Here is a 26,898-nt window from a genome sequence, read left to right on the forward strand (position 1 = left end):
GGGGTGACGCAGAAGTGAAAGGTCGGCCCGGTGTTGGACGTCCGGGTCCAAGTGCGTAGACGGAGACGACAGGCAAATCCGTTGTCTCAACGCCGAAACACGATGGGGAGGGCGCAAGCCCACAAACCGACCCTAATCCCGCTGCCGAGAAAAACCTCTAAGCTTATGGTGCAGGAGCCCGTACCGTAAACCGACACAGGTGGGTGAGGAGAGAATCCTAAGGTGCTCGAGAGAACCCTTGTTAAGGAACTAGGCAAAATGACCCCGTAACTTCGGGAGAAGGGGTACTCTCTTCGGAGAGTCACAGTAAAGTGGCCTGGGTGACTGTTTACTAAAAACACATGTCTGTGCGAAGCCTAAGAAGGCGACGTATACGGACTGACACCTGCCCGGTGCTGGAAGGTTAAGAGGAGCGGTCAGCCGCAAGGCGAAGCTGCGAATCGAAGCCCCAGTAAACGGCGGCCGTAACTATAACGGTTCAAACACGTCCCCATCTCCTGATTCGCTACCCGCGTTCGTCCCTCCGGACGAACACAACGGGCCGTTACCAAATCCGGCTAAATGCTGGAACCTCCGAGTATCGTCCGCTACGGCGTGGCCCGGACCGGGCGTATGCAATACGCCCCTACCGTGCCGCACCGTGACAATGCGCGACGTGCGGACAATCAGCAGGAAAGATCCGCGGCCCTCCGGCCGCGGAAATCCCCAGAGACTCTACGCCGGAGACGCGCAGTGCGCGTCAAGATAGAGTCCGACCTGCATGGCGACATGCAGAGTCCGGCGGAAACGACCGGACCCGTCCTGTGACGCGGCAGAAGTTTGTCGCGACGCGGGATGCGTAACAATCTGCCTAAGGTAGCGAAATTCCTTGTCGGGTAAATTCCGACCTGCACGAATGGTGTAACAACTTGGGCGCTGTCTCAACAAGGGGCTCGGCGAAACTGAAGCAGCGGTGAAGATACCGCTTACCCGTATCGGGACGGAAAGACCCCGTGAACCTTTACTGTAACCTGGCATTGTGTTTTGATGTTGCATGTGTAGCATAGGTGGGAGACGTTGAGACCGGGTCGCTAGATTCGGTGGAGTCGCCGTTGAAATACCACCCTTGTTTCATTGGAATTCTAACCCAGGGCCGTGAATCCGGCCCGGGGACCGTGCCAGGCGGGCAGTTTGACTGGGGCGGTTGCCTCCTAAACTGTAACGGAGGCGTTCTAAGGTTCCCTCAGGCTGTTTGGTAATCAGCCGCAGAGTGCAAAGGCATAAGGGAGCTTGACTGCGAGACTTACAAGTCGAGCAGGTGCGAAAGCAGGACTTAGTGATCTGGCGGTTGCACGTGGAAGCGCCGTCACTCATCGGACAAAAGGTACTCCGGGGATAACAGGCTTATCTCCTCCGAGAGTTCACATCGACGAGGAGGTTTGGCACCTCGATGTCGGCTCATCGCATCCTGGAGCTGGAGAAGGTTCCAAGGGTTCGGCTGTTCGCCGATTAAAGCGGTACGTGAGCTGGGTTTAGAACGTCGTGAGACAGTTCGGTCCCTATCTGATACGGGCGTAGGAAACTTGAGGGGAGCTGTTCTTAGTACGAGAGGACCGGAATGGACAGACCTCCGGTGCACCGGTTGTCGTGCCAACGGCACAGCCGGGTAGCCGCGTCTGGCAGGGATAAGCGCTGAATGCATCTAAGTGCTAAGCCCACCCCAAGACTAGGTTTCCCACTCTTTGAGTCTGAAGGCCCCCGGTAGACTACCGGGTTGATAGGTCGCAGGTGTAAGCCCCGTGAGGGGTTCAGCCGAGCGATACTAATCGGCCGTGCGACTTGACCGATTAAAATTTCCCAAGGAAATCAATCCTTGGGTGACTTTGATCGACTCAATCGCGCCAACATGCGCAGCGGCGGCTCGCAAGCCGTCGCACGCGAGAATGATCAATCCGTATTCACTTCCAGTGTGGTGTTGCCAGCGTGCGGACCGCGAGGTTTGCTGCACGTGACAAGTTTCCGGTGGCTTTGGCGAAGGGGAAACACCCGATCCCATTCCGAACTCGGCAGTTAAGCCCTTCAGCGTCGATGGTACTGCCCCCGCGAGGGGGTGGGAGAGTAGATCGCCGCCGGGAGTTATTTGAAGCCCCCGTCCGCGCCTGCGGACGGGGGCTTTTAAATTCCATCCCAATGTCCGTTCTTAGCCGGTGGACGCTGGACCGTACCCGGCGCGCAAGCACTTCATATATCTTCGTTGCGTACTGTTGGCGCAGCTGGACAGACATCGTACGCGGGAGGACTAAACCATGACAAGTATCGGCAAGCTTGAGCCGATTCCGCTACGAGAACTTTGGAGGCATGAGGAACACGGGTTCTCAGCCTGGCTGGAAGTGAATCTCGATATGCTGTCAGAGGCCATCGGCGTCTCACTTTCTGACCCCCACCGGGAGCTCCTGGCCGGGAATTTCCAAGTCGATTTGGTGGCAGAGGATGATAACGGGGAACGCGTGATTATTGAAAATCAACTCGAGCCCACTGACCACGACCATCTTGGCAAGTTGCTTACTTATCTGACCAACCTCGATGCACGAGCGGCTGTCTGGATCACACGAGAGCCGCGACCCGAGCACATCCGGGCAATTCAGTGGCTGAATGAAACGACACCTGACGACATAGCTTTCTACCTGGTACGGCTGGCCGCTTATCGGATCTCCGGGTCCGATCCCGCTCCCCTCTTCACTGTGATTGTGGGACCCAGCCCTGAATCAAAGAGCTTCGGAAAACAGAAGAAAGAACTGGCTGAGCGTCACATACTTCGGTTGAAATTCTGGGAAGGTCTTCTTGCTCGCGCTAGAGAGAGGGGCGTCATGCATCATGCCCAGCGATCCCCAACAAAAGACTCATGGATTTCGGCCGGCGCCGGGGTCCGCTCAGGGGTGAGCTTCACTTACATCATCTGGATGAAGGAGGAGGGAGCTGTCGAGCTATACATTGACACGGGCGATAAGGACGAGAACAAGCGCATTTTTGATGCCCTTCAGACTTCGAAGACTGAGATTGAGCAGGCGTTTGGAGTCCCGCTCTCTTGGGAGCGACTGGACGAGAAACGAGGAGCCCGTGTTCGATGCGTCTTGAGAGAAGGAGGCCTCGTTGACGAGGACAAGTGGCCTGCAATTCAGGAGGCGATGATCTCCGCAATGGACAAACTGTCCAGAACGCTGAAGCCATATCTCACGAAGTCATGATCGCACAAGCGCGTGGCCACGGCAGCCGTGGCCCTGACCTTGGTCAGGGCTCGCAAATGACTGCCTGATTGCGTCCAGCTGATCTTTCCCTCTGACGCAGGAATCTCGCGGTCGCACCCTAGCCAAGAGCAGACTCTCCGCCGAGGCGAATCGCCCGCTCTTCAAACCGCACCCACCCTACTCCACAAACTGCTTCGCGTAATACTCCGAGGTCAGTTTGCGGCCGGTGGCCTTCTCGATCATCTCGTTCCAGGGGTAGCGGCTGCCCGGACGGAAGACCTTCTCACGGAAGAACTCCCCGATGCGCGGGTCATTGGCGAAGCTGAGGTCGTAGGAATTCTCGGCGCCGAGCACATTGCGGCCGATGGCATCGGCAAACTGCGCCGCGAGGATCTGCCCCATCTGGTAGCTGTAGTAGTAGACCGGATACGAGGCGATGTGGATCTTTGCCGCCCAGTCCGGTTCGTTGCGCCCCTCGGGACGTTTCAGCAACTGGTACTTCTCGACCAGGTCCCACCATAGCTTGTTGAGGTCCTGATCGGGGTTGCCGTAAAGCCCCTGCTCGAAGCGCACCACCACCTGCGCCCAACGGCTGAAGATCAACCGTTCGGCGCGGAACGATCGTTTGCAGGCCGGCGCCACTCTCGCCGCCTCCTCCGGCGCGACCCCCATCACTTCGACCAACCACCGCGGATTGGCCGGCAGCGCGCCGAAAAACTCGGCCACCGCTTCGGTGGTGAAGGCGTGCGGCTCGGACCGCAGCAGCCAGGGGAGATTCGGGTCGTTGTAGCGCGAATAGGTGGCATGCCCCAGCTCGTGCAGTAGCGTGGCCATCCAGTAGTAGTTCGGGCGCAGGTTGCAGATGATCCGGGCGTCGCCGGCGCGGTCGACATCGGCGCTGTAGGCGTGCTGGTACTTGCCCGGCTTTTCATACAGATCGCTGCGCGCCAGGATGGTGTCGATCTCCAGGCCGATCCCGTTGAAATACTTCCGCGCGATCGCCACCGGGTCTTTGCCCTCGTAGAACGAGTTCAGATCGACGCCATAGATCGATGGCGCCTCCTGGAAGAAACGGTTCTGGTAGTGCCAGGGGCGCAATTGGTCCGGCGTGATCCCCAGACGCGCCGCCAGGATCGAATCCATCTCGGCCTTCAGCGCGACAAAGACCGGGCGGGTCAGGACATCGAGTTCATCGAAGAGCGCCTGCAAGTCGGCCGGCTCGATCTCCGAGAGCTTTAACTGCATCTCGAAGTAGTCCTTGTAGCCCAGCGATCGCGCGGCTTCGTTGCGCAGCTTCGTCAGCGTCAGCACGTCGGGCGCCACCACCCGGCCGATCTCCTTGCTGGCCAACCAGACACTCTCGAGTTCGGCGGAGTCGGTCGATTGGCGCAGGATGCTGTCGACCACATTGTCGGCGACTTCCCGGTCGCCCAGCTTGGTGCGGAAGGTGCTGAATTTCTGCTCGACCGTGGTCGCGAGCGTCGTGATCCTGTCGATCAGCGCCGAGTCGATCTGGTACCCCTGGAATTGCAGGTAGAGCAGATCCAGTTCGCGCTTCAGGATCGGGTCGCTCACCTGCCCGCCGTCGCGGAAGGCCTTCAATTGCGCATAGAGTTCGGGATCGGAATAGTAACGCGCCATCTCGAGATTTAATTCGTTCGACTTCTGGTAATCGGCGTCATTGCCGGTGACCGAGGCGGTGTAACTGGCGAGCACGCTCTCCTTCCACAGCGGGATGATCCTCGCCTCGTAGGCGGCAACGAATCCCTTGAACTCCTCCTGCGACACTCCCGCGGTCAGCCCCACTGCGCTGGTCACGATGACTCCCAAGATCAAGAACAGGGCGCTCCGACAAGACATACGCATAAAACCTCCACGTGAATCCGGCCGACACGGCCGGCGAGATTGCAACCTAATTCACAAGGAGGGGGTGTTCAATCGGTCATTGCCGCCGCCGCGCACTTGTTGACAGGGGATCGGGGGCTCCCGAACGGAGAAACGCGCAGTGAGCCGCCACGGCCTGCGACGCTTTCGTCCACTCCGGCGTCACACTCACCGCGACGACTTCGGCGGTGGCACAGAGCTCGCCAGGAGGAGAGGGGGCACTCACGGACGGCCTTCTTCTCGTTGAACTCGACCACCCGCGCCTCCAGACGCACCCAACGGCCCATCGGCGTCAGACGCGGGTACTTCCCAGTCGACTTGCCGGTGGCCACCGGAGCGTCGGCGCCGAGCCGGTGACTGGGTGGGCCTGGGGCCGGGCTGTCATCTCGCGCATCTTCCCGCCCAGAATACGGGGTTACAATCATCCGATTGCGCGGTCATTGCCGCCGGCGCTGTCCGGATTGGCAATTGACACCAATTGAGTCTGGTTCGAAATTCCGAGGCAGTTCAGCGCTCACGAAGCGAAGCCCACTGTTCCATCGCAACCGACAGAAGGAGGCATCATGGTTTGTCACCAGTCGAAGTCATCGGCAATCGCCGTGACGACCGTCACGGCCCTGCTTGCGGTCGCCGCTGTGGCGGCAACGGCGCGCGCCCACGAATACAAGGCGCCGCCGGAGCCGACGATCAATCACCAGCCCAGCGACACCGGCGCGGTGCGTATCGGGCCGACCGGCGAAGTCATCCTGCCCATTGACGAGGCGCGCCGGCAACTGCATGCGCAGCATCACCCGCATAATCCGATCGAAACCCGCCGGGTGCCCGGCCCGTTCGTCAAGCCGGACATGAAAGCGGTGCGGGATTTCGCGCTGCTGAAAAGCGATCTGGACGTGATCAATCCCGGTCCGGGCGAGTGGGTGCACGTGATGGAAGGGCAGCGCCACGGCTACCAGAATCTGACCATCGGCATCACCTACACCTCGCCGGGCGGCGCGCCGCCGATGCACACTCACAAGGGCGAAGAGTCGCATGTGCTCCTGGAGGGGCAGATCCTTTACGCCCTCGGCGATTCAATCTTCGCCATCCAGGCGCCCTATATCGTCAACATTCCGCCGATGGTGCCGCACTGCTTCATGAATCTGGGCGATGAAGTCGCCGAATTGGTCGTGATCTTCCCGACGAATGTCTGGGAGTACGATGTGCTCGATTACTTCCCCTTTAAGGGCGTCAATATCGAGCAGGCCAAGAAGGGCATCATCGTCAAGTAAGCGGCCATTCACGCAAAACGATCATGTCCGAGTTCCGCGCCACCGTTCAGATCGCCGCGCCGGCGGACTTGATCTGGACGGTGGTGCGCGATGTCGAGCGCTGGGCCGAATGGACACCCTCGATCCGCGACATCACCCTGCTTGATGGCGCCCCGCTGCGCCTGGGCAGCCGCGCCCGTATACGCCAACCGAAGTTGCCGACCAATGTGATGACTGTCACCGTCCTCGAAGAGGGGAGAGGGTTCACCTGGGAATCGAAAAGCCCCGGTCTGCGCGCCACCGCCGACCATTGGATCACGGATGCTCCACAGGGATGCCAGGTGACGCTCGCTGTCCGTTTCGAAGGATGGCTTGCCCCATTGGTCGCGTGGCTGGCCGGCGGGCTTACCCGTCAGTACATCTCCTGGGAGGCCGCAGGTCTCAAACGTCGGTGCGAGGAATGGCGCCGCACGGGCAAGGGAGATACGATTAGTTAACGACTTGCCTGTCAGTATCTTAACTGTACTCTGCGCGTCAACCGCGCCCAATCGCCGTCACTTTTCCTTAATCAGTTCTTTTTTGTCTTGCATTCAGAGCGTTTGCCTCGTATTTAACCGATGAGTTAAGTAAGCAGGCGGGGACAAAGACGATGACGACCGACACGCTCAGTTCCACGTTCGCGGCGCTGGCCGATCCGACACGCCGCGCGATTCTGGCGCGTTTGTCCCGTGGCGAGGCCGCGGTCACCGAATTGGCCAAGCCGTTCAACATGAGTTTGCCGGCGGTCTCCAAACATCTGAAGGTGCTGGAGCACGCCGGATTAATCGAGCGCGGCCGTGCGGCGCAATGGCGCCCCTGCCGTCTGGCGCCCGCGCCGTTGAAGGAAGCCGCCGACTGGGTGGCGGATTATCGCCGCTTCTGGGAAGAGAGTTTCGATCGACTCGATGCCTATCTGTTGGACGTCCAGCGAAAGGAGAAGAAACGTGGCCGGAAAAAGTGATGTCCTTGCCCCGATTGCGCCGTTTGTGATCGCGCGCGAGTTCGATGCGCCCCGCGATCTTGTCTGGAAGGCGTGGACCGAGGCGGAGCGACTGGTGCAGTGGACAGGCCCGAAGGGCTCGACCGTCAAGTACAGCAAGATGGACTTCCGTGTCGGCGGCAGTTTCCACTACTGCCTGCAGTTTGGCGAGCATGAGATCTGGGGACGCGCCTACTACCGCGAGATTGTCCCGCCGGAGAAACTGGTCTATGTCAACACGTTCTCAGATGAAAAGGGGGCCATCACCCGCCATCCGCTCGCCCCGGACTGGCCCGCCGAACTTCTGACCACCGTCACTTTCACCGAACGCCACGGCAAGACCACAGTGGCGGTGGAGTGGATCCCGATCAATGCCAGCGAGACCGAAATCAGGGCCTTCGAGGCCGGACGCGACAGCATGAAGGGCGGTTGGGGCGGATCGTTCGAGGTGCTGGCCGACTATCTCAAGCACGCGCAGGGAGCGTGACAATGCCAGCACACACCGCTGACGGCGCGACGACAGTGACCGATTGCGAGATCATTGCCGTGCGGCAACTCGATGCGCCCCGAGATCTGGTATTTCAGATGTGGACCGACCCCGAGCACCTGGCGCGGTGGTGGGGGCCGAGTGGGTTCACCACAACTACGCACGCAATCGATGTCCGTCCCGGCGGCCACTGGCGATTTACCATGCACGGTCCCGACGGCACGGACTACGAGAACCATATCGTTTATATCGAGATCGTTCAGTCTGAGCGAATCGTGTACAAGCATGTACCAGTGCCGGGGGCGGAACCGGTGAGTTTTGAGGCCACTGTGATTCTGGAGGATATAAACGGAAAGACGCGGCTCACGGTGCGCGCGCTGTTCCCGTCGGCCAAGGCGCTCGAATACGTGGCCGCCAAGTATGGCGCCATCGAGGGGATGAAACAGCATCTGGCACGGCTCGCGGAATCGGTGTCGCAGTTGCAGAAAGGGACACCATGACCGATTCGCTGTTGACCGGTCACTGGTCGGCCTGGGGCTCACGGCTGCTGAGCCTCACGCGCATCGTCGCCGCCTTCATGCTCATCCAGAACGGCATGATGAAGCTCTTTGCCTTCCCCATCGGCATGCCTCCCGACGACAGCGTCGCGGTCTTCCCCAGCCAGGTCTGGTTCGGGGGCGTTCTGGAGACCTTCGGTGGAGGTCTGCTGTTGATCGGTCTGTGCACCCGTCCGGTCGCGTTCATCCTCTCCGGCATGATGGCGGTCGCCTATTTCCAGTTTCATGCGCCGCGGAGTTTCTGGACGGTGGTCAACGGTGGCGCGCCGGCAGTGCTTTATTGTTTTCTCTTTCTGTATCTTGCCGCAGTCGGCGCCGGCCCATGGAGTGTCGACGCGTTGATCCGTAAAAGGTCCGTCAATCCGTAATCGAACTGCCGTGAAGGGAGAGAAGGCATGGCTCGCTATGTCGATGGGTTCGTGATCCCGGTCGCCAAACGGAACCTGAAGGCCTACCTGCGGCTGGCGCGCAAGGCCAGCCGGGTCTGGATGGACCTCGGCGCGCTGGAGTACCGCGAGTGTGTCGCCGATGATCTGGACCACAAGGGCATGTTCTACAGCTTCCAGAAGGCGGCGCGCTGTAAGCCCGGCGAGACGGTGGTCTTCTCCTGGATCGCCTACAAGTCGCGCGCGCACCGCGATGCGGTCAACGCCCGTGTCATGAAGGATCCGCGCATTGCCCGAATGATGAAGGCGGGGAAACCGCCGTTCGATTACAAGCGGATGGCCTACGGCGGTTTCACGGTGAAAGTGGCGGTGTAGGCTCAACGGATCCCGAACACCGCGCCCCCGAGCGCGAACACCAGCAGGGCGGTGATCAGCACCGACAGCAGGTCCATCACCAGCCCGGCGCGAATCATGTCGCGCACCCGCACTTCGCCGGTGCCAAAGACAATCGCATTCGGGGGCGTGCCCACCGGCAGCATGAAACCGCAGGACGCGGCGATTGTTGCCGGCACCATGAGAAGCAACGGGTGCACGCCGATCGCCAGCGACAGCGTCCCGAGGAGCGGCAGGACCATCTGCACGCAGGCGGTGTTGGAGACCAGCTCGGTCAGGAAGGTCACCAGCATGCAGATGCTCAACACCAGGACCAACGGCGGAACGCCCTCCAGCGCGCGCAGCTGACCGGCCAGCCACGCCGACAAACCCGAATCTTCCATCCCCCGCGCCAGCGCGAACCCGCCGCCGAACAGCAGGACCACGCCCCACTGCAGACGCACCGCCGTGCGCCAGTCCAGCAGACGTTCCCCCGGTTCGCCCCGCGACGGGATCAGGAACAATAGCAGCGCGATGATCATCGCCACGGTGCCATCGTCGATCATTTTCGGCGACGGGAAGAGGTTGTTCCAACCGGGTATGGTAAAGGCCCCCAGCACGATGTCCTGCCGGAAGATCCACAGCAGCGCCAACACAACGAAGAGGATTCCGACCGTACGCTCGGCATAGCCCATCCTGCCCAGTTGACGATACTCGGCGCGGAAGACCGCGGCGGCATCGCCGACCTTGGGGAGGCGGCGGAGGAACATCGCGACCAGAAGCGCCCAACAGACGGCCATCAACACCATGGCCATTGGCACGCCGAAGAGCATCCACTGGAAGAAGCTGATCTCAGGCGCATCGGGGAATTGCAGTGAATACAGCCGTTTGAAGGCCAGGTTGGGTGGCGTGCCGATCAGCGTCGCCAGACCGCCGATGGTGGCGGAATAGGCAATGCCAATCAAAAGCGCGGTGGCAAACCGCGTGCCTTCCTCGCCCGGCCAGTCCTGACGGGCTCGCGCGATCACCGCCATCGCAATCGGGACCATGATCATCGCGGTGGCGGTGTTGGAGATCCACATCGAGGTGATCCCGGAGGCGAGCATGAAGGCCAGCAGGATACGACGCGGCCCGACGCCGACAAGTCCCACAATCCACAACGCCACCCGGCGCAGCAGCCCCCACTTCTCCATCGCCAGGGCCATCATGAAGCCTCCGACGAACAGGAAGATGATGTCGTTGGTGTACTGCCCGGCCACTGCGCGCCCCTCCGCGATGCCCAGGAGCGGGAAAAGGACCAGCGGGATCAATGCGGTCACCGCCAGATGCACCGGCTCGGTCATCCACCAGACCGCCATGAGCCATGTCACCCCGGCGGTGCGACTGACCATCGGATTGCCAGGAACGAGGTCGGTGAAAAAGGCGAGGAAGATGAATCCGGCCGGCCCGAGGATCAAACCGACACGGCGCCCAAGCAGGCCCTGGCCCGTGGCGCGGTTCATACCGCGGCAAACTACGGCCGGTGACGCGCGACACCTATGCTTTTGTTGTTCTGAGGCAACGGGGCAGATCGGTCCGGCTATTGATCCAGCTCGTCAATAGACCTTGGCCAGTCGGATTTCAACAACCGCGAGAGCGCCCGGTCCGCCAGCAGTTTCCCCCCGGTCTGGCAGCGGGCGCAGTAGTTGGTTTCGTTGTCGGCATAGCGAATCCGCTGCACCGGCGATCCGCACACGGGACACGGGAGGCCAAAACGGCCATGCACCGCCATCTGCGGGTGGAAGGCGGTCACGTTCTCCGGAAACTCGCCGGCGGTCGCTTTCCGCAACCGCGCGATCCACTCGGTCAAGGTCGTTCGCGCGGCATCGTGGAGTCGCGCGCATTCCTCATCGCTCAGTCTGTGGGTCATCGCCATGGGGGAGAGGCGGCCGCGATGGAGGATTTCATCCGAGTAGGCGTTGCCGATGCCGCTGAACAGACGCGGATCGGTCAGCGCGCGCTTGACCGTGTGGTTCTCGGAACGCAACCGGCGGACAAACTCCTCGAGCGACGCATCCAGAACCTCGAGCCCGCCGCGGTTGAAGGTCCGGAGGGCGCTGTCGCCCATCACCAGATGCATCGATGCCCGCCGTTTGGTTCCCGCCTCGGTGAGGAAGAGAGCGCCGTTGGCGAAATACAGTGCCGCCAACGTCACTTTGCCTCCCGGCGGCCGGCGGCCCGGGGCGCCCCAGCGCAGCCGCCCGGCGATCATCAGGTGAATGATGAGGTAGAGCTCGCCGGTCAATACGATGACGATGCGTTTGCCGAGACGCTCCACCCCGCGCACCGTCTGCGCCTGCGCCGCGGCTATCGGCGGCGTGACCGAGCGCAGCACGAACGGATTGTGGATGTCGATTGTCTCGACCGTCTGTCCCACCAGTCGCGCTGTCAGGGCCTCGATGTAGATCGTGATGTCGGGCAGTTCGGGCATGCGGCAATCATGCGCTTCCCCGCCGCCCCGTTCAAGCCGGATCGCCGCACTCTGCGGGCCGGACTGGCCGGTTTACAAATGGTCCGTGAGGCCGTAGAATTTCACAGAAGCGGCCGTGTCGCCGCGCAACGCTGCCAGGGGGCCGGTGCCCGGGAGGGAATCGTGACCATTGAATTCAATAATCAGATCGTTCTTGTCGCCGGCGGCACCGGCGGGCTGGGTCGGGCGGTCAGTCTGGCGTTCCTGGCCGCAGGGGCTGAAGTGATTGTGACCTATCGGTCGGAGAGTGAATTCGCGGCGCTCCGGGAGTCGGCGCCCCCCTCCGTCTCTCTCGCCGGCCAGAAGGTTGATGTGACCGATGCCGCACAAGTCGGCGCGATGGTGGCCGACATCGTCGCCCGTTATGGCCATCTTGATGCGCTGGTCAACACGGTCGGCGGCTACTCCGGCGGCGCAACGCTCTGGGAGACCGCGCCGGATGTCCTTGAACAGATGCTGGCGTTGAACCTGCGCGCCGGCTTTGTGCTGACGCGGGCGGTCTTGCCGGTGATGATCAAACAACGGCGCGGCGCGCTGGTCAATATCGCCGCCAAAGCGGCGCTCGATCCGGCGGCCAGAGGCGGTGTCTATGCCGCCTCCAAGGCGGCGGCGCTGGCCATGATGGACGCGCTGGCCAAGGAGGTGCGGGGCACCGGAGTGCGCGTCAATTCCGTCCTGCCCAGCACGATCGACACCGAAGCCAATCGCCGGGCCATGCCGCAGGCGAATCACGCCAAGTGGCCCAAGCCCGACGAGATCGCGCGGGTGATCCTGTTTCTTTGCAGCGACGCCGGGCGTGTGGTGCACGGCGCCGCGGTTCCCGTCTATGGAGCCGATTGAGGAGCCTGCGGCGGATCCTGGCTTCCTCGCCGCCCCCCGCGGCATTCCGCCGCCGGCTGCGGAAGAATCACACCCGCGCCGCCTGGAATCGTTGATCGACGCTGGCCGCCAGGCACGCGCGATCGGGCCGCTGACGCGCTCGCCCGCCTCCGATTCCCCCCGTCCGTCGACCACAATACTCTCCGCCGACGCGCTAAATTCGGCTTGCCCGCATCAGGCTCAACCCCTAGCTTAATCGGGAGTTAATCGCTCGCCTTTGCGCGATCGTTTTGCATCGACACATCTGCGGAAGGAGGTACGGATGACACGCACCTTGGCGCTCCTCTACGGGGTGATATGTTATGCCATCTTCCTGGTCACATTCCTGTATGCCATCTGGTTTGTTTTCACGATGGATTCACTCACCCCCGAGCCAGGCAGTTCCTGGGTCAAGGCGCTGGTGATCGATGCGCTGGTCCTGTCGATCTTCGCGCTTCAGCACAGCGTGATGGCGCGACAGGGCTTCAAGCGCATGTGGACCCGGATCATCCCGCGGCCGGTCGAGCGGTCGACTTATGTTCTCTGTTCCAGCCTGGCCCTCTGGATCCTCTTCCGCGCCTGGCAGCCCCTGCCCGGTGTGATCTGGGAGGTGACCGGGGCCGTGCCGAAGGCGGCTTTGCAGGCACTGTCCGGGGTGGGATGGCTGATCGTTCTGGTCGCCACCTTCATGATCGATCACTTCGATCTGTTCGGGCTGAAGCAAGTGTGGATGTACTTCAAAGGGCGGAATTACCAGGCGCCGCAGTTTTGCTCCCCCGGATTCTATCGGATGGTCCGTCACCCGATCTATCTGGGCTTTATCATCGCGTTCTGGAGCACGCCGGTGATGACCAGCCATCACTTGTTCTTCGCGGTGATGACGCTTGGCTACATCCTTGTGGCCATCCAGCTGGAGGAGCGCGACCTGGTCACGTTCCACGGCAAGGCGTACGAAGAGTACCGCGGGGGCGTCTCGATGCTGATGCCCTGGCCGAGCCGACGGGAGTCCTGAGCCTTTGGCGTCGGCCTCGCGACAGACATCGTCGCCGGCGGATGTCTCCGGCTACGGTGTCGTCGAGAAGGATTTCAACAGTTCGGCCACCGCGTCCTTGTGCACGGTGAAACTGAGCATCTTCAGCCGCAGGTAGTCGTCGCGCATGAAGAAGTAGCCGCCGAACTTCCCGCGGCGGGCGCTGGATCCCGAGTCCTTGATCAGGTACCAGTCGCGGTCGCCGATCGTCGTGTAGCCGACCAGATGCACGCCATGATCGTCGGTCGTGGTCTGGTTGTAGAAGCGGAATTCACGCGCGGCGGGCGTGATGTAGGCCGGCGGAATGTCGAAATCGGGCACCACCGCCAGGTTTTCCTTCCCGTACCACCCCGGTTCGGAGACATCGCCGCCCAGTTCCACCGAGTAGCCGGCGCGAATCGCCGCGGCCAGCGCATTGTACCATTGATCGAGCGGGACATTGTAGTAGGTGCTGTCGTGCCACCAGTTGTCGGGCACCTCGAATGGCCCCTGCCGGAAGAAGGGCAGCGACAGAGTGGACATCAAATCGACGTAGTCATCCGGGTTGATGGTCAACACCTCGGACATGAACTCCAGCGGCGTGTATGTCTTGCCCTCGTATCGAAAGCGGGCCGGCGGTTCGCCGAGATGGCGGTTGAGGATGAGGCGCACATGCGCGATGGCCGCCTCCTCATCCCAGTCGCCGCGTGCTTTGACATGCTCCAGGTATCCGGTCAATTCCTCCGCCAAGGGACCGTGGTCGTGACGGTCCCCGCCCTGCGGACGGCCGCTGTAGACCGCCAGCGGCACCATGCCGTGCGCGCGGATGATGCGCAATAGCGCGTTGGCTTCCGACCCTTCGCCGTTCCAACTGTCGCCCCGCTCCCGGAGATAGCGCCGCGCCTTGGCGATGAATTCGTAGTAGACCGTGTGCATCTCCGACAGCTTGATCTGCCGGCCGGTCTTGCGCGCCACCTCCGACTCGATGAACGATGTCGCGGAAAACGACCAGCAAGTGCCGGTGGCATACTGGCGCACGGGAGGAAAGTGAAATACCGACGTGAAGACACCCGGCGAATCCGGGGCGGGGATGGCGGTCATGTCGAAGCGCAACTCCCGGCGTTCCTTCCGTTCGGTCTCACGCCGATCCTTCTGGCGCTTGCGGATCTCGCCGCTCACGCTGTCCCGCGCCGCCTTGAGCGAGTCGGCGGCGTCCTCCATCTCTTCGAGGATCGGATCGAAATAGCGGGGCAGGTATTGCACCGTGTCGGTCTGGGCGGCGGCGCCGGCGGCGGCGCCCAGCGCCATGATCAGCGCGGCGATAAGAGTCGTGCGCATGGGTGACCTCGCAGTCAGGCGGCGCTGGTCATCGGCGCCGTCCGGCGGTAGAATGGCCACGGCCGGCGGCGCTGACAAGGCAACCGGCGCGCTCCCGTGTCAATTTCTGCCCCGGTGAACGGCGCTTGATCTTCGCCTCGGCAAACCCTACCCTAATGGCGAGGAAACTTCTCCGGTTCGTGCTCGTAGAGAAAGCATCTGTGGAAAGGCGGTGCAACGTGCCCAGGTTCCTGATCGAAGTCGACCACCCCGAAGACACCTACGGCTGCGCGCAGGCGATCAAGGTGTTCCTGGAGAGCGGATCGCACTTTCTTGCGAACGCCGATTTCGGCTGCGAAGACAACATCCACAAAGCCTGGTTCGCGCTCGAGGCGGATTCGCGCGAGGAAGCGATCATGGTGGTGCCGCCGCAATACCGCAAGAACGCCCGCGTGATCCAGCTGTGCCGGTTCTCGATTCCCGAGATCAACGAGATCCTGCGTCTCCACCGTCCGAAGACCGCGTAAGGAGGAGCATGCCCGACCCGGTCAATCTCGCGCGCAAACTGGCCGCGATCGCCCGGCCCTGGCAGCCGCATGTGGTCGGCGAGCTCAATGGCCAGTATGTGAAACTGGCCAAATTTCACGGCGAATATGTCTGGCACCATCACGCCGCCGAGGATGAACTGTTCCTTGTCGTCGACGGGCACATCGACATCCATTTTCGCGACCATGTCGTGGGGCTGAACGCCGGCGAGTTTTGCATCGTGCCGCGCGGGGTCGAGCACAAGCCGGTGGCCCAGCGGGTCGCGTCGGTGCTGCTGTTCGAACCGGCCACGACCCGCAACACCGGCAACGTCGATCACGCCTACACAATCGAGCCCGGCGATTTGCCGCGTCTGTAGCGCGTCCCGGGTGTCCCATGACCACCGCCGCTGTCAACCAACGCGTCTGGACTGTCGAGGAGCTCCACCGCCGCCTGCTGGCGCGCGAGCGCTTCCAGCTGATTGACCTGCGCGCGCCGGAAGAGTATGCCGCCTGGCGCATCGAGACACCGACGCCCGGTACTTCCACCAACGTCGCGATGACCGCCATCCTCGAGACCGGTGGCCGCGATGATCCGCGCGCCGCGTTGCGGCTGTGGGCGGGACAGCGCCTGCCGGAGAATCTGGATCGTACGGCGCCGGTCGCGCTGGTCTGCGCCAAAGGCGTCACCTCGTCGCTTGCGGCCGAGGTCCTGCGCGACTCCGGGTGGGAAGCGTACGGTCTCCAGGGCGGCATGAGCGCCTGGGCGGCGCACTACCACTTCTGCCCGATTGTCGAATCCGACACCCTTAGTCTGTACCAATGCCAGCGTCCGGCGCGCGGCTGCCTTGGTTATGTGATCGCCGCTCAAGGCGAGGCGATCGTCGTGGACCCCTTGCGACACATGGCGCCCTACCTGCGTTTCCTTGAGTCGCGAAGTTTGCGCGCGGCCGTCATTGTCGACACACACGGTCATGCCGACCATCTCAGCGGCGGGCGGATGCTGGCGCAGGCGACCGGCGCCCCCTACTTTCTGCATCCGTACGATGCCATCCATCCGGTCGATGTGCTGAGCGGCGATCTGCCTTTCGAATACCTGCGCGAGGGCCAGACACTGCGATGCGGCGATGTCCGCATCGAAGTCCTCCATGTGCCCGGGCACACACTCGGCAATCTGTCGCTTTTGGTCGATGGCCGTTACCTGCTCTCCGGTGACAGCATCTTCATCGCCTCGATTGCCCGTCCCGACCTCGGCGGCCACCCCGAATCCTGGGCCGAACTGCACTACCGCTCGCTGCGCCGTCTGCTGGCGTTGCCGGATGAGACGATTGTCCTGCCCGGACACTTCAGCGCATTCTCCGAGTCCGACGGCGCCGGCGCCTTTGCACGCGCGCTGGGCGAATTGCGGCAGACCAACGCCGGTCTGCGGATGGCCGCAGGCGACCTGCCCGCCTTCGTCGACTACATCCGCCGCACACTGCCCCCGGCCATGCCCGCCTATGTCGAAATCAAACGCGTCAATGCCGGCCTGATCGCCGCCGATCCCGACCAGGCCGACACGCTGGAAACCGGCCGCAATGTCTGTGCCCTCGCGCACGGCTGATCGGCATCCTCTCCGGAAGCGGCCGTCAACCCCGTAAGGGGACCGCGTATTCGCCCGATTCACGGCAGGTCAGCCAGGAATGTCCGACCCCCTGCAAAAAGGGCCTGGAATCTTTGTTTCCCACCCCTATGCCCAATCACACTCGGCCGGGATGCTGGAAAATGGCACCCGCGTCGGCGCATGCTCCTTGGCGGGCAACACGCCAGCAAAGTAGGTCGTGTCACGCCCCCAGCGCGCATTGATCCGGTCGATCGCCTCGGAGAGCGCCAGGCGGCGCGTGTCCTCGAAGAGGGAGTAATTGTGCAGACGGTCGGGCACCAGCCCGAAGAGCGTCACCCCGACCGACAACGCCTTGTCGCGGGCGAAATCGGGACGCCCCTGCCACAACTGCTTGAGCGTGTGCAGCAGCGTCAGCGTGTCCTGGCATTCAGCGAAGGTCGCCTTGACGCTCCAGCTGCGCTCGTTGAAAAACGACACCTGCACATAAAGCCCGGTGCACCACCAATGATTGTAGCGCAGACGCAACGCCGCGCGGTGCAGGAGCTTCTGCACGATCGCATAGGCTCCCGCTTCATGGCGCATCGATGGGGGCAGGACATGCGAATGCCCCAGCGAACTGTTGTGCGTCACCACATCCGGGATGTCATGGCCGTGTAGCCAGTACCAGAACCGCTCGCCGACAACCCCGCCCCACAGATGCCGCATCTCGTCACGACGCAGCGCGCACAACTGCCGCACCGTGGTGATGCCCCGCGCCAACAGACGTCTGTTCATCCGCGGCCCGATGCCGGGCAGGTCCTGCGGCTCCAGCGGGTAGAGGATATCGGGCAGGTCACCGGGACAGATCACCGTGAGTCCATCCGGCTTCTGCATGTCGGTGGCGACCTTGGCCAGCCACTTGTTCGGCGCCAGCCCGATCGAGCAGGTCAGCACCGTTCCGACCCTCTCCCGCATCACGCCCTTGATTCGTCGCGCCAGAGCGACCGCCGCTTCAACCGAGCGCTGCGAGGCGTCCAGACGGCAGGCCATCTCGTCGATTGAGTGCACCTTGTCGACCGGGACGCAGGTCTGCACCGCCTCGATAATCCGGTGATGGTACTCGACATAGCGCTGCGGCCGCGACTCGACAAAGACACAGTCCGGGGCCAGCCGTCGCGCCTCCGCCGGCGAGGTCCCCACCTTGATCCCGAACTTCTTGGCCTCACGGCTGGCGGCGATGCAGCAGGACGATTCCGCCATGATCGGCAAAATACCCACCGGCTTGCCGCGCAAACGCGGGTTTAACTCCTGCTCGACCGACGCGAAATACGAGTTCAGGTCGAGGAAAAGCCAGCGCAGGGGATCGATGGTCTCCACGCTTCAAACTACGCGCCCCGTGTTCCGGCTCTGATCACTTTCTCCGGCGACGGAAGGCGGTTAATCGGCCTAAATCCCTGCCCCGAAGCGCTTTTGGGCTTGTCGGCACCGAAGCCCGGATGCAAGATTAGGCCGAAGCCAGGGTTCGACCATTCGCACAATTGATGGGGGTACCAATGAAACGTTCAATCAACACACCGACTGTGGCAGTCTTCCTCGCGACGGCGCTCCTTGTGGTCGCCGGTTGTTCCTCGCGGACCGTCGTGACCCGCGTCGATACCGAAGAGCAAATCGACCTCTCCGGCCGTTGGAACGACACCGACTCGCGCCTGGTCTCCGAGGAGATGATCCGCGATTGCCTCAATCACCCGTGGCTCTCCGAGCACATGACCGCCAAGGCGAAAAAGCCGGTGGTGATCGTCGGGGCGATCCGCAACAAGTCGCAGGAGCATATCCCGGTCGGCACGTTCGTCGGCGATATCGAACGCGCCTATGTCAACTCCGGCAAGGTGCAGGTGGTCGCCTCGGCGGTCGAGCGCGACGATCTCCGTTCGGAAAAGCGTGATCAGCGCATCAACGCCACCGAGGAGACGCTCAAGGCGATGGGACGCGAGGTCGGCGCCGACTACATGCTGATCGGCGAGATCAACCAGATCATCGACTCCGAAAAGGGCGAGAAGGTCTCCTACTACCAGGCCGACCTGACGCTTGTCGACATCGAGACGAACGTCAAGGCCTGGCTGGGCCAGAAGAAGATCAAAAAGTACATCGGCCGCTCCGAGTACAAGCCGTGATCCCGGCGGCAGCTGTCGCATGATGCGAGCGCGCACCAGCCGGCCTGTCCGCCGCGGTGAACGAGTCATTCGCGGCCACGTCGCGGCGTGGGCGAGGGGAGAGGACGCTTCCGACCCCCATTCCGCGACCCGCTTCGCATCTCCGCCGATTGGGGGAGGGCGAGGCTCCCGCCGCGCCGGCTCTTTTTCCCTGGCGACCGCGTTTGCCGCTCTGGTCGCAACCTTCACCCTCGCCGGCTGCGCCACCCATTCCGAATCGCTCACCAAGGTGCGCGAATCGCTGCTCGCAGGCCGGCCCGACGCCGCCTGGCAGGAGTTCAGCAAGACAAAGGAAAAGCCCGACGATCTCCTCTACCTGCTGGAGCGCGGCTACCTGGCCCACGAAGCCGGCGAATACGATTCCTCCAACGCCGCCTTCGACGCCGCCGAACTGCGCTACGAGGAGCTCTACACCAAGAGCGTCTCCAACGAACTGGCCGCGCTGGTCACCAGCGACAACACGCTGCCCTACCGCGGCTACCCGCACGAATTGGTGCTGATCCACTACTACCGCGCCTTCAACTACCTCAAACTCGGACAGCTCGAAAGCGCGCTGGTCGAGGCGCGCAAGGCCAACCAGCGGCTCACCGAATTGCAGGACGCCAAGGAAGGAAAGAGCACCTACAAGAACGACGCCTTCATGCAGTATTTCACCGCGATGCTCTACGAGTCCGCCGGGGAACACAACGACGCGGCGGTCGCCTACCGCGACGCCTATCGCGGTTACGACGACTATGCCCGTCTCTATGGCGTCAAATCACCGCCCGGGCTGGTGAGTGAGTTGCACTCCTCGCTGATGCGCATCGGCGCCGCCGACGAGGCCGGCACGCTGCTGGAGCGCCACCCCGAATTGGAAAAACAACTCGACCTGCGCCTGCGCGCCAACGCGGTTGTCTTTGTCGAGACCGGCTTTACGCCCTACCTCGAGGCGGTCAACATCACCCTGCCCATTTTCGAGGAGAAGGACTCGAAGTACCGCAACTGCAAGGGGTGCGAGGCCGAGTACGCCACGGTCATCGTCGACCGTTACGGCAACGACATCTACGCCTGGCAGGGGAACAACCTCACCCTCGACCATGTGCTGCACTTCTCCTTCCCCCGGATGGTCGACTTTCCCAGCGAGGCGAAGTCGGTCGGGGTGCGTTGCTCGGTCGGCAACGCGCTCCCGCCGATTCTGGCCGAGCCGATCAACGCCATCGCAAAGAAGTCCTTCAACGAACGCATTCCGAAGATTCTGCTGAAGACCGTTGCCCGCGCCCTGGTCAAGGAACTGGCGCGCACGCAGGCCAAGAAGGAAGACAAGGCCCTCGGCGCGCTGGTCAACATCTTCAACGTGGTCACCGAGCGCGCCGACACCCGCTCCTGCCTCTTTCTGCCCAACGGCATCTGGATGGTGCAGCTGGAACTGCCCCCCGGCGATCACCAGTTCGAGGTGCTGGTGCGCGGCGAAAACGGCGCCGAGGTCGACCGTCTGCCGGTCTCGATCACCGTCCCCAAACGCGGCATCGCCTTTGAGCGGGTCCGCTCCTTCCGGTAATCGCCCCGATGACCGCGCCCTCGGGCATTCGCGAGTTCCTCGGCCTGCGCCGCAGCATTGTTGGCGTGCTCGGCATGGCCATCCTCGTCGGTATGGGCGAACACATGGCCGAGCGCTTCCTGCCGATCTACCTGCTGGCGCTGGGCGGCGGGACCATCGCGATCGGATTGCTCAACGGCCTCGACAATCTGCTCTCGGCGCTCTACTCCTTCCCCGGCGGCTATCTCGCCGACCGTCTCGGCGAAAAGCGCGCGCTTCTGGTCTTCAATCTGATCGCGATCATCGGGTACATCATCGTCATCCTCGTGCCGGCCTGGCAGGCCGTGCTGATCGGCGCCTTCTTTTTCCTTTCGTGGAGCGCGATATCGCTGCCGGCGACCATGGGCATCGTCTCCAAGGCCCTGCCCCAATCGAAACGCACCATGGGCGTGTCGATGCACTCGATCGTGCGCCGCATTCCCATGTCGCTGGGCCCGATCGCCGGAGGCGTGTGCATCGGCATCTGGGGCGAAACCGATGGCGTCCGGGTCGCCTTCGGCTTTGCCATCCTGATGGCGCTCCTGTCGGTGGCGTTGCAACAGCGCCTGATCGCGGAGGCGCCGTCGTCGCCGCCCGCGCAGCAAGCCGAGGGGAATCCCTTGCGGCTGTGGAGACAGATGACTCCGCAGTTGCGCAATTTGCTGGTCGCCGATGTCCTGGTGCGCTTTTGCGAGCAGATCCCGTATGCCTTTGTGGTGGTCTGGAGCATGAAGGCCATCGCCGCGCCGGTCAGCGCCGTGGAATTCGGCGTCCTGACCGCCATCGAGATGGCCACGGCGATGCTGATCTACATCCCGGTGGCGCACTTCGCCGACCGCAGCCAGAAAAAGCCCTTTGTGGTGGCGACATTTCTTTTTTTCACCGCCTTCCCGCTGGTGCTTTTGTTTGCGCATTCCTTCTGGCCGCTGGTGGGCGCCTTCATCGTGCGCGGTCTGAAGGAATTCGGCGAACCGACCCGCAAGGCGTTGATCATGGATCTGGCCCCCGAGGGACGCAAGGCGGGGATGTTCGGGCTCTATTATCTGGTCCGTGATGTGATCGTCTCGCTGGCGGCCTTCGGCGGCGCCTTCCTCTGGAATGTCAGCCCGCAAACCAACTTCCTGGCCGCCGCCGCGTTTGGCGCGATCGGCACCATCTGGTTTGTCTGGCGTGGATCGGACCTCGATGCCGCCCCGGCGACAAAGTGATTGAACCGGGTCTGGCCGCATTCCGATCTTGAGTCCCCGGGAGAACACCATGACCCCAGCGCCCGACCCCCAACGTTGGTCCGACTATTCCGGCTCACTGCGCGCGGTGCTCGACGAATACGCCCGCGCCATCCGCGACTATGAAACCGTTTTGCGCGGCCTGCCGCGTTATCGCTACACTGCCCGCACCGCGCTGTCCGATGAACATTACGCCTGCGTGCGCGACATCGCCGCGCATGTGGTCGGCGCGGCGTATTCGTACGCCGATCACATTCAGCGCGCCCTTGACCGCAACGAGGAACCCCCGCCCCGGCGCGCGATCGATGTCGCCACTCCTGGCGATGCGATCGACGGCGTGTGGGCCGCCTTCGATCAAATGGTTGAGGTGTTGCGACGGATCAAGGATTGGTCGGATGACCAACAGGGGCAGTTGCGCTTCGTGACTCGCTGGAAACAGCCCTACGACATCGAGCAGATGCTCGAGCACGCCATCGTGCACATCCTGCGCCACCGTCGCCAACTCGAACGCTGGCGTGACGCGCCGGCGGCGTAACGGCGGTCACGTCCGACAGTCCTTGCCGAAAACCAGGCGTCCGATCCAGCGACGGTGGCGCGCGACAAACCGATAGCCCCATTCGACCAGATTACGGATGACCGGGCGCGTCATGATCCAACTCACACGACGGTGGCCAATCTCCCCGAGGATGAAGGCGACCGCCGCGCCTCCGCTCAGGAGTCGTCCTTCCGGGGTCATCACGTGCACCGCCGCGCGGCAGGCGGCCCGCACTTCCTCGGTCATCGGCGGTGATGGCGCCTGCTGGTAGGGGAGAGGGCGGAATCGACCCTGCCAATCGCGTCGTTCGACCCAGGACACACAGCGACGGCAGAATGCGCAGTCGCCATCCCAGAACAGCCAGAGCCGAGTCTCGTCCGATCCACCGTTGCGCATGATCTGTTGCCGCCCGCGGGCCGTGCGTCTATCTTCGCGACGCGCCGACACCGGCCATGGCAGAATAACCGATGCGGGGGCAGCGATGAAAACGATAGTTCGTTCGACACTGGCGATGTTGTTGGCGGCCGCGACGGTCGTCGCCCAACCGCCGATCGACACCCTGCATTTCGCCCGCCCTCTCGCGGTCGAAGGCGGCATCCCCGGGCTGTACCGCTGGGGACACTCCGCTCAGTCCGACACGGCGGTGGTCACCATCCTTGCCCCGACCGATGGCCAGCGGTATCGGGCCGGCGATTCGATCTTCGTTACGGTGTCGGTGGCGGGCATCGCCATCGGCGCGCCCACACAGCATGCCGACCGTTGCGGCCTGACGCTTTCCCCGCAGGGGCAACACACCCACATCATCCTCGATGACCGGCCGCCGCTTTCGCATCACGGCCTGGGCAAGCCGGTCTTCGCCGGAGTGGCCACTCCGGGTGTGCATCACCTGCGCGTTTACGCCTGCCGCAGCTGGCATGAGAGCATCAAATCGCCGGGATCGTTCCGGATGGTCACGATCCATGTCGACGACACTCTGGCTCCCGCGCCCGGGCCCGTGCTGACGCTCAACTGGCCGCAGGGGGAATTCGAGGGCCAGGAGGGTCGTGCCATACTTCTCGACTTTCTCGTTTCCGGTTGCGCCATCGGGCCGGAGGATCATCGTGTGCGCCTCACGGTCGATAGTGCCCCGACAATCTTGCATGATTTGGTCCCGTATGTTCTGACCGATCTGTCCCCGGGTGCGCATCACCTGCGAGTGGAATTGATGACACCCGACGGTGCGACTGCGGTTGGCCGGTTCACAGTCACCGAGCGCACCATCGTCATTAAGTGATTATTGTCCAATAGGTTGAATATTTAAGCTCCGACGCAGCCGGTCCGGTCATTGTCGCAACTGGCTAGCTCGTTATCCCCATTTGCGCTGGAATCCCGGCACGGTATAATCACTGCGAGTAACGACGATGGCGGGGCCGTTGTCGTACTCTGAGGCGGAGGCTACCGTGTCGACTGGCCGTGGTACCGGAATCACCCTGGGGATCATTCTCTTCTTTGTCGGGCTGGGTGTCGGCTTGCATCAGAACACCAGCGGCGACCGGACGCCACCTTCGACTGGCGACAGCATCACCGCCAGCGCCGCCGCCAACGAGTATCAGGCGGAGACGGACACCGGCTCCTCCGGGTTGAGTGCGGGAGTCTTTGCGCCGGATGGATTCGCGGATGTCGCCGAACGGGTGGCGCCGGCGGTCGTGAACGTGTCCTCCGAGCGGGTCGTGGTCACCCGTGATCGCGTTTACACTCCCTTCGGCAGCGATCCCTTCTTCGATTTCTTCGGCCCGCGGGTTTTCTCGATACCCCGCCAGCGCCGCGAGACCTCGCTGGGCTCCGGCGTGATCGTCAGCCCCGATGGCATCGTGCTGACCAACAATCACGTGATCGAGGGCGCCGACCAGATCCAGGTCATTCTCTACGACGGACGTCGCTTTGATGCCCGTCTGCTCGGGACCGATCCGGCCACCGATGTGGCGGTCCTCAAAGTCGACGGCGAAAACCTGCCGGCCGTGCCGATCGGCAACTCCGACCGGGTGCGCATCGGGCAGGTGGTGCTGGCCTTCGGCAACCCGTTTGGCATCGGCCAGACGGTGACCATGGGCATCATCTCCGCGGTCGGGCGCTCGGAGCTGGGCTTGGTCGACTACGAGAACTTCATTCAGACCGACGCGGCGATCAATCCCGGCAACTCCGGCGGCGCGCTGGTGGACGCGCAGGGGCGTCTGATCGGCATCAACACGGCGATCTTCTCGCGCTCGGGCGGCTACCAGGGGATCGGCTTCGCGGTGCCGATCACGATTGCGCAGGGCGTGTTGCGCGGGATTCTCGCCACCGGCAAGATTCAGCGCGGCACGATTGGCGTATCGGTGCAGGATCTCGACGCGGCCATGGCCGAGGCCTTTGGCCTGGCCGACCGACGCGGCGCGTTGATCAACGAGGTCGCCGAGGGCTCGCCGGCCGCCCGCGCCGGGCTGCGCCATGGCGATGTGATCATCACCTACGATGGCAAGCCGATCAACGACGCGCTCGAACTGCGCCGCTCGGTGGCGCTGACCCCGGTCGGCAACAAAGTGGAGATTGGCTTTGTGCGCGGCGGCGAACGCCACACGATGACCGTCGCCGTCGCCGAAATGGAAACCGAATTCACCTACCGTCCCGACAGCCAATCCGCCCAAGGCAGCGTCCTGCAGGGCATCGTTGTCGAGGCCCTCGACCGGCGCACCAGCGAGCGGCTCAACCTCCGCGCCCAGACCGGCGTGATCGTCAAGGACATTCTCTCCGGTTCCCCCGCCGAACGCTCCGGATTGCGCGTCGGCGATGTCATCCTCGAGATGAACCGCGAAGCCGTCGGCGGCGTCGAGGATTTCAGGCGCCTGCTGACGAAATACGAGGGCGGTTCCATCGTCTTGTTGTTGTCGCGGGGCGGGGCCTTGTACTACCTTTCGTTGCCCGGCGCCTGAGCCGGTGAACAACCGCCATGAGACCACGCGCAAGCATCCTGCTTTTGACCCTGCTGTTGGCCGCCTGCGGCTCGGAGAAGACCGCGCCCGAGTCGACCGCCAAAACCGAGCACGCCGTCAAACCCACCGTCACCGTGCCGCCGGCCCCGCAATTCTACGAAGGCACGCCCTACTGGCTCACGCGCAGCGCCCATTGGCCCGCCGTCATGGAGTGGACCCTCGGCCCCGAGGGCGAGTACGTCTTCGACAGTCTCACGCTGCGTCTCTCCGGCAAGGTGCTCCAGAGCTTCATCTCCGGTCCGAAAGGCAAAGAGCACCCGCTCATGTGCTGGTTTGATCTGTCGGTGCGCCCCATCCCGCGCAAGCTGATCGGCTATTCCTTCAACATCGACTCGGTGGTCTTCCACGATCCGATCAAGAAACGGCGCCTCCGCTCGCTGCCGATGCTCTCCTCCGAGCGCCACACCGAGATGGGCGTGGTCCGCACCACCTTCAGCAACAACCTGGCGGTGCTCTACACCCCCGATCTGGAGGAAGACCAGCCGCTGGAGCCGACCGTCTACATTACCAGCGTCGAGAAGAAGACCATCAAGGTTACGATGGCCCCGATCACCTGCACGTTCCTGCGCCAGATCAAACCGGAAGAAACCCCCACCGACTCGCTCCAGTGGGGCCCCAGTTGAGGCACGGACCGCGGTTGCCATGAGCGATCAGACTCCCACATCCCTCTCCGGCGGACTGCGGCTGTCGGTGGCCCCCAGTGCGGCGCAAAAAGATGTCTTTGTCGTGCGTGTCGACGGCACGGTTGACACGCTGACCGCCGATGAACTGGACAATGTGATCGGCACCCTGGTGCGGCAGAAGCGCACCCGTCTGGTTATCGATCTGGCCGGGGCGCAGTACATTTCCTCGGCCGGTTGGGGGATTTTCATCTCGCGCCTGCGCGAAGCCCGCGAGGGCGGCGGCGATCTGAAACTCGCGCGCATGACCGCGCCGGTGCGCGATGTCTACAATCTGCTCGAACTGGAGGGCGTGCTGTTGCACTTCGACGGGCTCGATGCCGCCGAGGCGCATTTCCAGGGCGGCAACGGCCACGGCCGCGCCGCCGTGGCGCGTCCGGTTCCCGCGTCGGCAGCGCCTTCCGCGCCCGCGGCCCCCGCGGCGCCCGCCCCGCAGACAGTCATCGATGCCTTGCGCCAGTTGATCCTCGAAGACCCCTTCTATTCCATCGGCGAACTGCGCGCCCGCCTGGCGGAAACCGGATCGTTTCGCGCCGGACGTTGGGCGATCTTTCGCGCCCTCTGGTCAGCCGGGTTGGCGTTGCGGCGCCAACGATTCCGTTACTACCGCCGTCAAATGCACGGTTCGCGTGCGTTTCGCTGAGTATGCGCTGGCTGTCGCCCCGTGCACGTCCCCGCTCGCTGGAGTGGCTGGCGAATCGTCACCGCAT

27 protein-coding genes and 2 rRNA genes (1 of these 29 only partly in view) are annotated in these 26,898 nt (G+C 63.1%); 23 read left to right on the plus strand and 6 right to left on the minus strand.

What is annotated here, in order from left to right:
• The 3 genes from VNN55_12355 to VNN55_12365 all read left to right on the plus strand — a co-directional run.
• Positions 1-1,826 (plus strand): 23S ribosomal RNA (locus VNN55_12355) (it extends 1,525 nt beyond the left edge of the window).
• A gap of 171 nt (positions 1,827-1,997) precedes the next feature.
• A 5S ribosomal RNA gene (gene rrf / locus VNN55_12360) occupies positions 1,998-2,114 on the plus strand.
• A gap of 171 nt (positions 2,115-2,285) precedes the next feature.
• Complete coding sequence (locus VNN55_12365) at positions 2,286-3,224, plus strand: DUF4268 domain-containing protein (GenBank protein HWO58344.1); 939 nt, start codon at positions 2,286-2,288, stop codon at positions 3,222-3,224.
• Positions 3,225-3,401: 177 nt separating this feature from the next.
• On the opposite strand, the gene VNN55_12370 is transcribed toward VNN55_12365, so the two are convergent.
• Positions 3,402-5,042, minus strand: a complete 1,641-nt coding sequence (locus VNN55_12370; protein HWO58345.1) for a M2 family metallopeptidase — start codon at positions 5,040-5,042, stop codon at positions 3,402-3,404.
• Positions 5,043-5,671: 629 nt separating this feature from the next.
• Here VNN55_12370 and VNN55_12375 point away from each other — a divergent pair.
• The 7 genes from VNN55_12375 (at position 5,672) to VNN55_12405 (ending at position 9,178) form a co-directional block, all read left to right on the plus strand.
• The gene (locus VNN55_12375; GenBank protein HWO58346.1) at positions 5,672-6,376 is read left to right on the plus strand and encodes a cupin domain-containing protein; all 705 of its coding nucleotides are present in this window, start codon (positions 5,672-5,674) and stop codon (positions 6,374-6,376) included.
• A 23-nt stretch (positions 6,377-6,399) separates the two neighbouring features.
• Positions 6,400-6,852 (plus strand): SRPBCC family protein, encoded by a 453-nt coding sequence (locus VNN55_12380; protein ID HWO58347.1) that lies wholly within the window; start codon positions 6,400-6,402, stop codon positions 6,850-6,852.
• A gap of 152 nt (positions 6,853-7,004) precedes the next feature.
• Entirely contained in the window at positions 7,005-7,355 is a 351-nt protein-coding gene (locus VNN55_12385; protein ID HWO58348.1) for a metalloregulator ArsR/SmtB family transcription factor, read from the plus strand.
• Positions 7,339-7,860 carry an SRPBCC domain-containing protein gene (locus tag VNN55_12390; GenBank protein ID HWO58349.1) on the plus strand — a complete coding sequence of 174 codons (522 nt, stop codon included), beginning with the start codon at positions 7,339-7,341 and terminating at the stop codon, positions 7,858-7,860. Before VNN55_12385 ends, VNN55_12390 begins: the two co-directional genes overlap by 17 nt.
• Before the next feature lie 2 nt (positions 7,861-7,862).
• Entirely contained in the window at positions 7,863-8,360 is a 498-nt protein-coding gene (locus tag VNN55_12395) for an SRPBCC family protein (protein HWO58350.1), read from the plus strand.
• A complete protein-coding gene (locus VNN55_12400) occupies positions 8,357-8,785 on the plus strand; it encodes a DoxX family protein (protein HWO58351.1) in 429 nt (142 codons plus the stop codon). The genes VNN55_12395 and VNN55_12400 overlap by 4 nt, the downstream gene beginning before the upstream one ends.
• Positions 8,786-8,812: 27 nt before the next feature.
• A complete protein-coding gene (locus VNN55_12405) occupies positions 8,813-9,178 on the plus strand; it encodes a DUF1428 domain-containing protein (protein HWO58352.1) in 366 nt (121 codons plus the stop codon).
• Positions 9,179-9,180: 2 nt separating this feature from the next.
• Here VNN55_12405 and VNN55_12410 read toward each other — a convergent pair whose 3' ends face one another.
• Positions 9,181-10,677, minus strand: coding sequence for an SLC13 family permease (locus VNN55_12410; protein ID HWO58353.1), 1,497 nt, complete (start codon positions 10,675-10,677; stop codon positions 9,181-9,183).
• Between the two features lie 77 nt (positions 10,678-10,754).
• Entirely contained in the window at positions 10,755-11,645 is an 891-nt protein-coding gene (locus VNN55_12415; protein HWO58354.1) for a DNA-formamidopyrimidine glycosylase family protein, read from the minus strand.
• Positions 11,646-11,807: 162 nt separating this feature from the next.
• Between VNN55_12415 and VNN55_12420 the strand changes: the two genes are divergently transcribed.
• On the plus strand, positions 11,808-12,524 hold the full coding sequence (locus VNN55_12420) for an SDR family oxidoreductase (protein HWO58355.1): 717 nt from the start codon (positions 11,808-11,810) through the stop codon (positions 12,522-12,524).
• Positions 12,525-12,825: 301 nt separating this feature from the next.
• Positions 12,826-13,554 (plus strand): isoprenylcysteine carboxylmethyltransferase family protein, encoded by a 729-nt coding sequence (locus VNN55_12425; protein HWO58356.1) that lies wholly within the window; start codon positions 12,826-12,828, stop codon positions 13,552-13,554.
• 51 nt (positions 13,555-13,605) lie between these two features.
• On the opposite strand, the gene VNN55_12430 is transcribed toward VNN55_12425, so the two are convergent.
• The gene (locus VNN55_12430) at positions 13,606-14,889 is read right to left on the minus strand and encodes a C1 family peptidase (GenBank protein HWO58357.1); all 1,284 of its coding nucleotides are present in this window, start codon (positions 14,887-14,889) and stop codon (positions 13,606-13,608) included.
• A 218-nt stretch (positions 14,890-15,107) separates the two neighbouring features.
• Between VNN55_12430 and VNN55_12435 the strand changes: the two genes are divergently transcribed.
• From VNN55_12435 to VNN55_12445, 3 genes are read left to right on the plus strand one after another with little or no spacing between them, the layout of a single operon-like run.
• Positions 15,108-15,395: a hypothetical protein gene (locus VNN55_12435; protein HWO58358.1), complete on the plus strand. Its 288-nt coding sequence runs from the start codon at positions 15,108-15,110 to the stop codon at positions 15,393-15,395.
• A gap of 8 nt (positions 15,396-15,403) precedes the next feature.
• Complete coding sequence (locus VNN55_12440) at positions 15,404-15,772, plus strand: cupin domain-containing protein (GenBank protein ID HWO58359.1); 369 nt, start codon at positions 15,404-15,406, stop codon at positions 15,770-15,772.
• A 17-nt stretch (positions 15,773-15,789) separates the two neighbouring features.
• Positions 15,790-16,995, plus strand: coding sequence for an MBL fold metallo-hydrolase (locus VNN55_12445; GenBank protein ID HWO58360.1), 1,206 nt, complete (start codon positions 15,790-15,792; stop codon positions 16,993-16,995).
• Positions 16,996-17,121: 126 nt separating this feature from the next.
• On the opposite strand, the gene VNN55_12450 is transcribed toward VNN55_12445, so the two are convergent.
• Positions 17,122-18,351 carry a DNA polymerase gene (locus tag VNN55_12450; GenBank protein HWO58361.1) on the minus strand — a complete coding sequence of 410 codons (1,230 nt, stop codon included), beginning with the start codon at positions 18,349-18,351 and terminating at the stop codon, positions 17,122-17,124.
• Between the two features lie 176 nt (positions 18,352-18,527).
• Between VNN55_12450 and VNN55_12455 the strand changes: the two genes are divergently transcribed.
• The 4 genes from VNN55_12455 to VNN55_12470 all read left to right on the plus strand — a co-directional run bounded on the left by VNN55_12455 (position 18,528) and on the right by VNN55_12470 (position 22,500).
• A complete protein-coding gene (locus tag VNN55_12455) occupies positions 18,528-19,145 on the plus strand; it encodes a penicillin-binding protein activator LpoB (GenBank protein ID HWO58362.1) in 618 nt (205 codons plus the stop codon).
• Positions 19,146-19,413: 268 nt separating this feature from the next.
• Positions 19,414-20,721 carry a hypothetical protein gene (locus VNN55_12460; protein ID HWO58363.1) on the plus strand — a complete coding sequence of 436 codons (1,308 nt, stop codon included), beginning with the start codon at positions 19,414-19,416 and terminating at the stop codon, positions 20,719-20,721.
• Positions 20,722-20,729: 8 nt separating this feature from the next.
• Positions 20,730-21,947: an MFS transporter gene (locus VNN55_12465; GenBank protein ID HWO58364.1), complete on the plus strand. Its 1,218-nt coding sequence runs from the start codon at positions 20,730-20,732 to the stop codon at positions 21,945-21,947.
• A 49-nt stretch (positions 21,948-21,996) separates the two neighbouring features.
• Positions 21,997-22,500: a hypothetical protein gene (locus VNN55_12470; protein ID HWO58365.1), complete on the plus strand. Its 504-nt coding sequence runs from the start codon at positions 21,997-21,999 to the stop codon at positions 22,498-22,500.
• Positions 22,501-22,506: 6 nt separating this feature from the next.
• Here VNN55_12470 and VNN55_12475 read toward each other — a convergent pair whose 3' ends face one another.
• Positions 22,507-22,896, minus strand: a complete 390-nt coding sequence (locus VNN55_12475; protein ID HWO58366.1) for a DUF393 domain-containing protein — start codon at positions 22,894-22,896, stop codon at positions 22,507-22,509.
• 85 nt (positions 22,897-22,981) lie between these two features.
• Here VNN55_12475 and VNN55_12480 point away from each other — a divergent pair, with 85 nt between their 5' ends.
• The 4 genes from VNN55_12480 to VNN55_12495 all read left to right on the plus strand — a co-directional run bounded on the left by VNN55_12480 (position 22,982) and on the right by VNN55_12495 (position 26,831).
• Entirely contained in the window at positions 22,982-23,773 is a 792-nt protein-coding gene (locus VNN55_12480) for a hypothetical protein (GenBank protein HWO58367.1), read from the plus strand.
• Positions 23,774-23,939: 166 nt separating this feature from the next.
• Positions 23,940-25,448 (plus strand): DegQ family serine endoprotease, encoded by a 1,509-nt coding sequence (locus VNN55_12485; GenBank protein ID HWO58368.1) that lies wholly within the window; start codon positions 23,940-23,942, stop codon positions 25,446-25,448.
• Positions 25,449-25,465: 17 nt separating this feature from the next.
• Positions 25,466-26,131 (plus strand): hypothetical protein, encoded by a 666-nt coding sequence (locus VNN55_12490; protein ID HWO58369.1) that lies wholly within the window; start codon positions 25,466-25,468, stop codon positions 26,129-26,131.
• A 19-nt stretch (positions 26,132-26,150) separates the two neighbouring features.
• Entirely contained in the window at positions 26,151-26,831 is a 681-nt protein-coding gene (locus VNN55_12495; protein HWO58370.1) for an STAS domain-containing protein, read from the plus strand.
• The last annotated feature ends 67 nt before the right edge of the window (positions 26,832-26,898 follow it).

Source organism: bacterium, from assembly GCA_035559435.1.
In the GTDB taxonomy this organism is placed as follows: domain Bacteria; phylum Zixibacteria; class MSB-5A5; order WJJR01; family WJJR01; genus JACQFV01.

Excerpts from the sequence above, each read along its gene's own strand:
- VNN55_12365 (HWO58344.1), top strand. The coding sequence starts at position 2,286 with ATGACAAGTATCGGCAAGCTTGAGCCGATTCCGCTACGAGAACTTTGG.
- VNN55_12375 (HWO58346.1), top strand. The coding sequence starts at position 5,672 with ATGGTTTGTCACCAGTCGAAGTCATCGGCAATCGCCGTGACGACCGTC.
- VNN55_12380 (HWO58347.1), top strand. The coding sequence starts at position 6,400 with ATGTCCGAGTTCCGCGCCACCGTTCAGATCGCCGCGCCGGCGGACTTG.
- VNN55_12385 (HWO58348.1), top strand. The coding sequence starts at position 7,005 with ATGACGACCGACACGCTCAGTTCCACGTTCGCGGCGCTGGCCGATCCG.
- VNN55_12395 (HWO58350.1), top strand. The coding sequence starts at position 7,863 with ATGCCAGCACACACCGCTGACGGCGCGACGACAGTGACCGATTGCGAG.
- VNN55_12400 (HWO58351.1), top strand. The coding sequence starts at position 8,357 with ATGACCGATTCGCTGTTGACCGGTCACTGGTCGGCCTGGGGCTCACGG.
- VNN55_12405 (HWO58352.1), top strand. The coding sequence starts at position 8,813 with ATGGCTCGCTATGTCGATGGGTTCGTGATCCCGGTCGCCAAACGGAAC.
- VNN55_12410 (HWO58353.1), bottom strand. The coding sequence starts at position 10,677 with ATGAACCGCGCCACGGGCCAGGGCCTGCTTGGGCGCCGTGTCGGTTTG.
- VNN55_12415 (HWO58354.1), bottom strand. The coding sequence starts at position 11,645 with ATGCCCGAACTGCCCGACATCACGATCTACATCGAGGCCCTGACAGCG.
- VNN55_12425 (HWO58356.1), top strand. The coding sequence starts at position 12,826 with ATGACACGCACCTTGGCGCTCCTCTACGGGGTGATATGTTATGCCATC.
- VNN55_12430 (HWO58357.1), bottom strand. The coding sequence starts at position 14,889 with ATGCGCACGACTCTTATCGCCGCGCTGATCATGGCGCTGGGCGCCGCC.
- VNN55_12440 (HWO58359.1), top strand. The coding sequence starts at position 15,404 with ATGCCCGACCCGGTCAATCTCGCGCGCAAACTGGCCGCGATCGCCCGG.
- VNN55_12445 (HWO58360.1), top strand. The coding sequence starts at position 15,790 with ATGACCACCGCCGCTGTCAACCAACGCGTCTGGACTGTCGAGGAGCTC.
- VNN55_12455 (HWO58362.1), top strand. The coding sequence starts at position 18,528 with ATGAAACGTTCAATCAACACACCGACTGTGGCAGTCTTCCTCGCGACG.
- VNN55_12465 (HWO58364.1), top strand. The coding sequence starts at position 20,730 with ATGACCGCGCCCTCGGGCATTCGCGAGTTCCTCGGCCTGCGCCGCAGC.
- VNN55_12470 (HWO58365.1), top strand. The coding sequence starts at position 21,997 with ATGACCCCAGCGCCCGACCCCCAACGTTGGTCCGACTATTCCGGCTCA.
- VNN55_12475 (HWO58366.1), bottom strand. The coding sequence starts at position 22,896 with ATGCGCAACGGTGGATCGGACGAGACTCGGCTCTGGCTGTTCTGGGAT.
- VNN55_12480 (HWO58367.1), top strand. The coding sequence starts at position 22,982 with ATGAAAACGATAGTTCGTTCGACACTGGCGATGTTGTTGGCGGCCGCG.
- VNN55_12490 (HWO58369.1), top strand. The coding sequence starts at position 25,466 with ATGAGACCACGCGCAAGCATCCTGCTTTTGACCCTGCTGTTGGCCGCC.
- VNN55_12495 (HWO58370.1), top strand. The coding sequence starts at position 26,151 with ATGAGCGATCAGACTCCCACATCCCTCTCCGGCGGACTGCGGCTGTCG.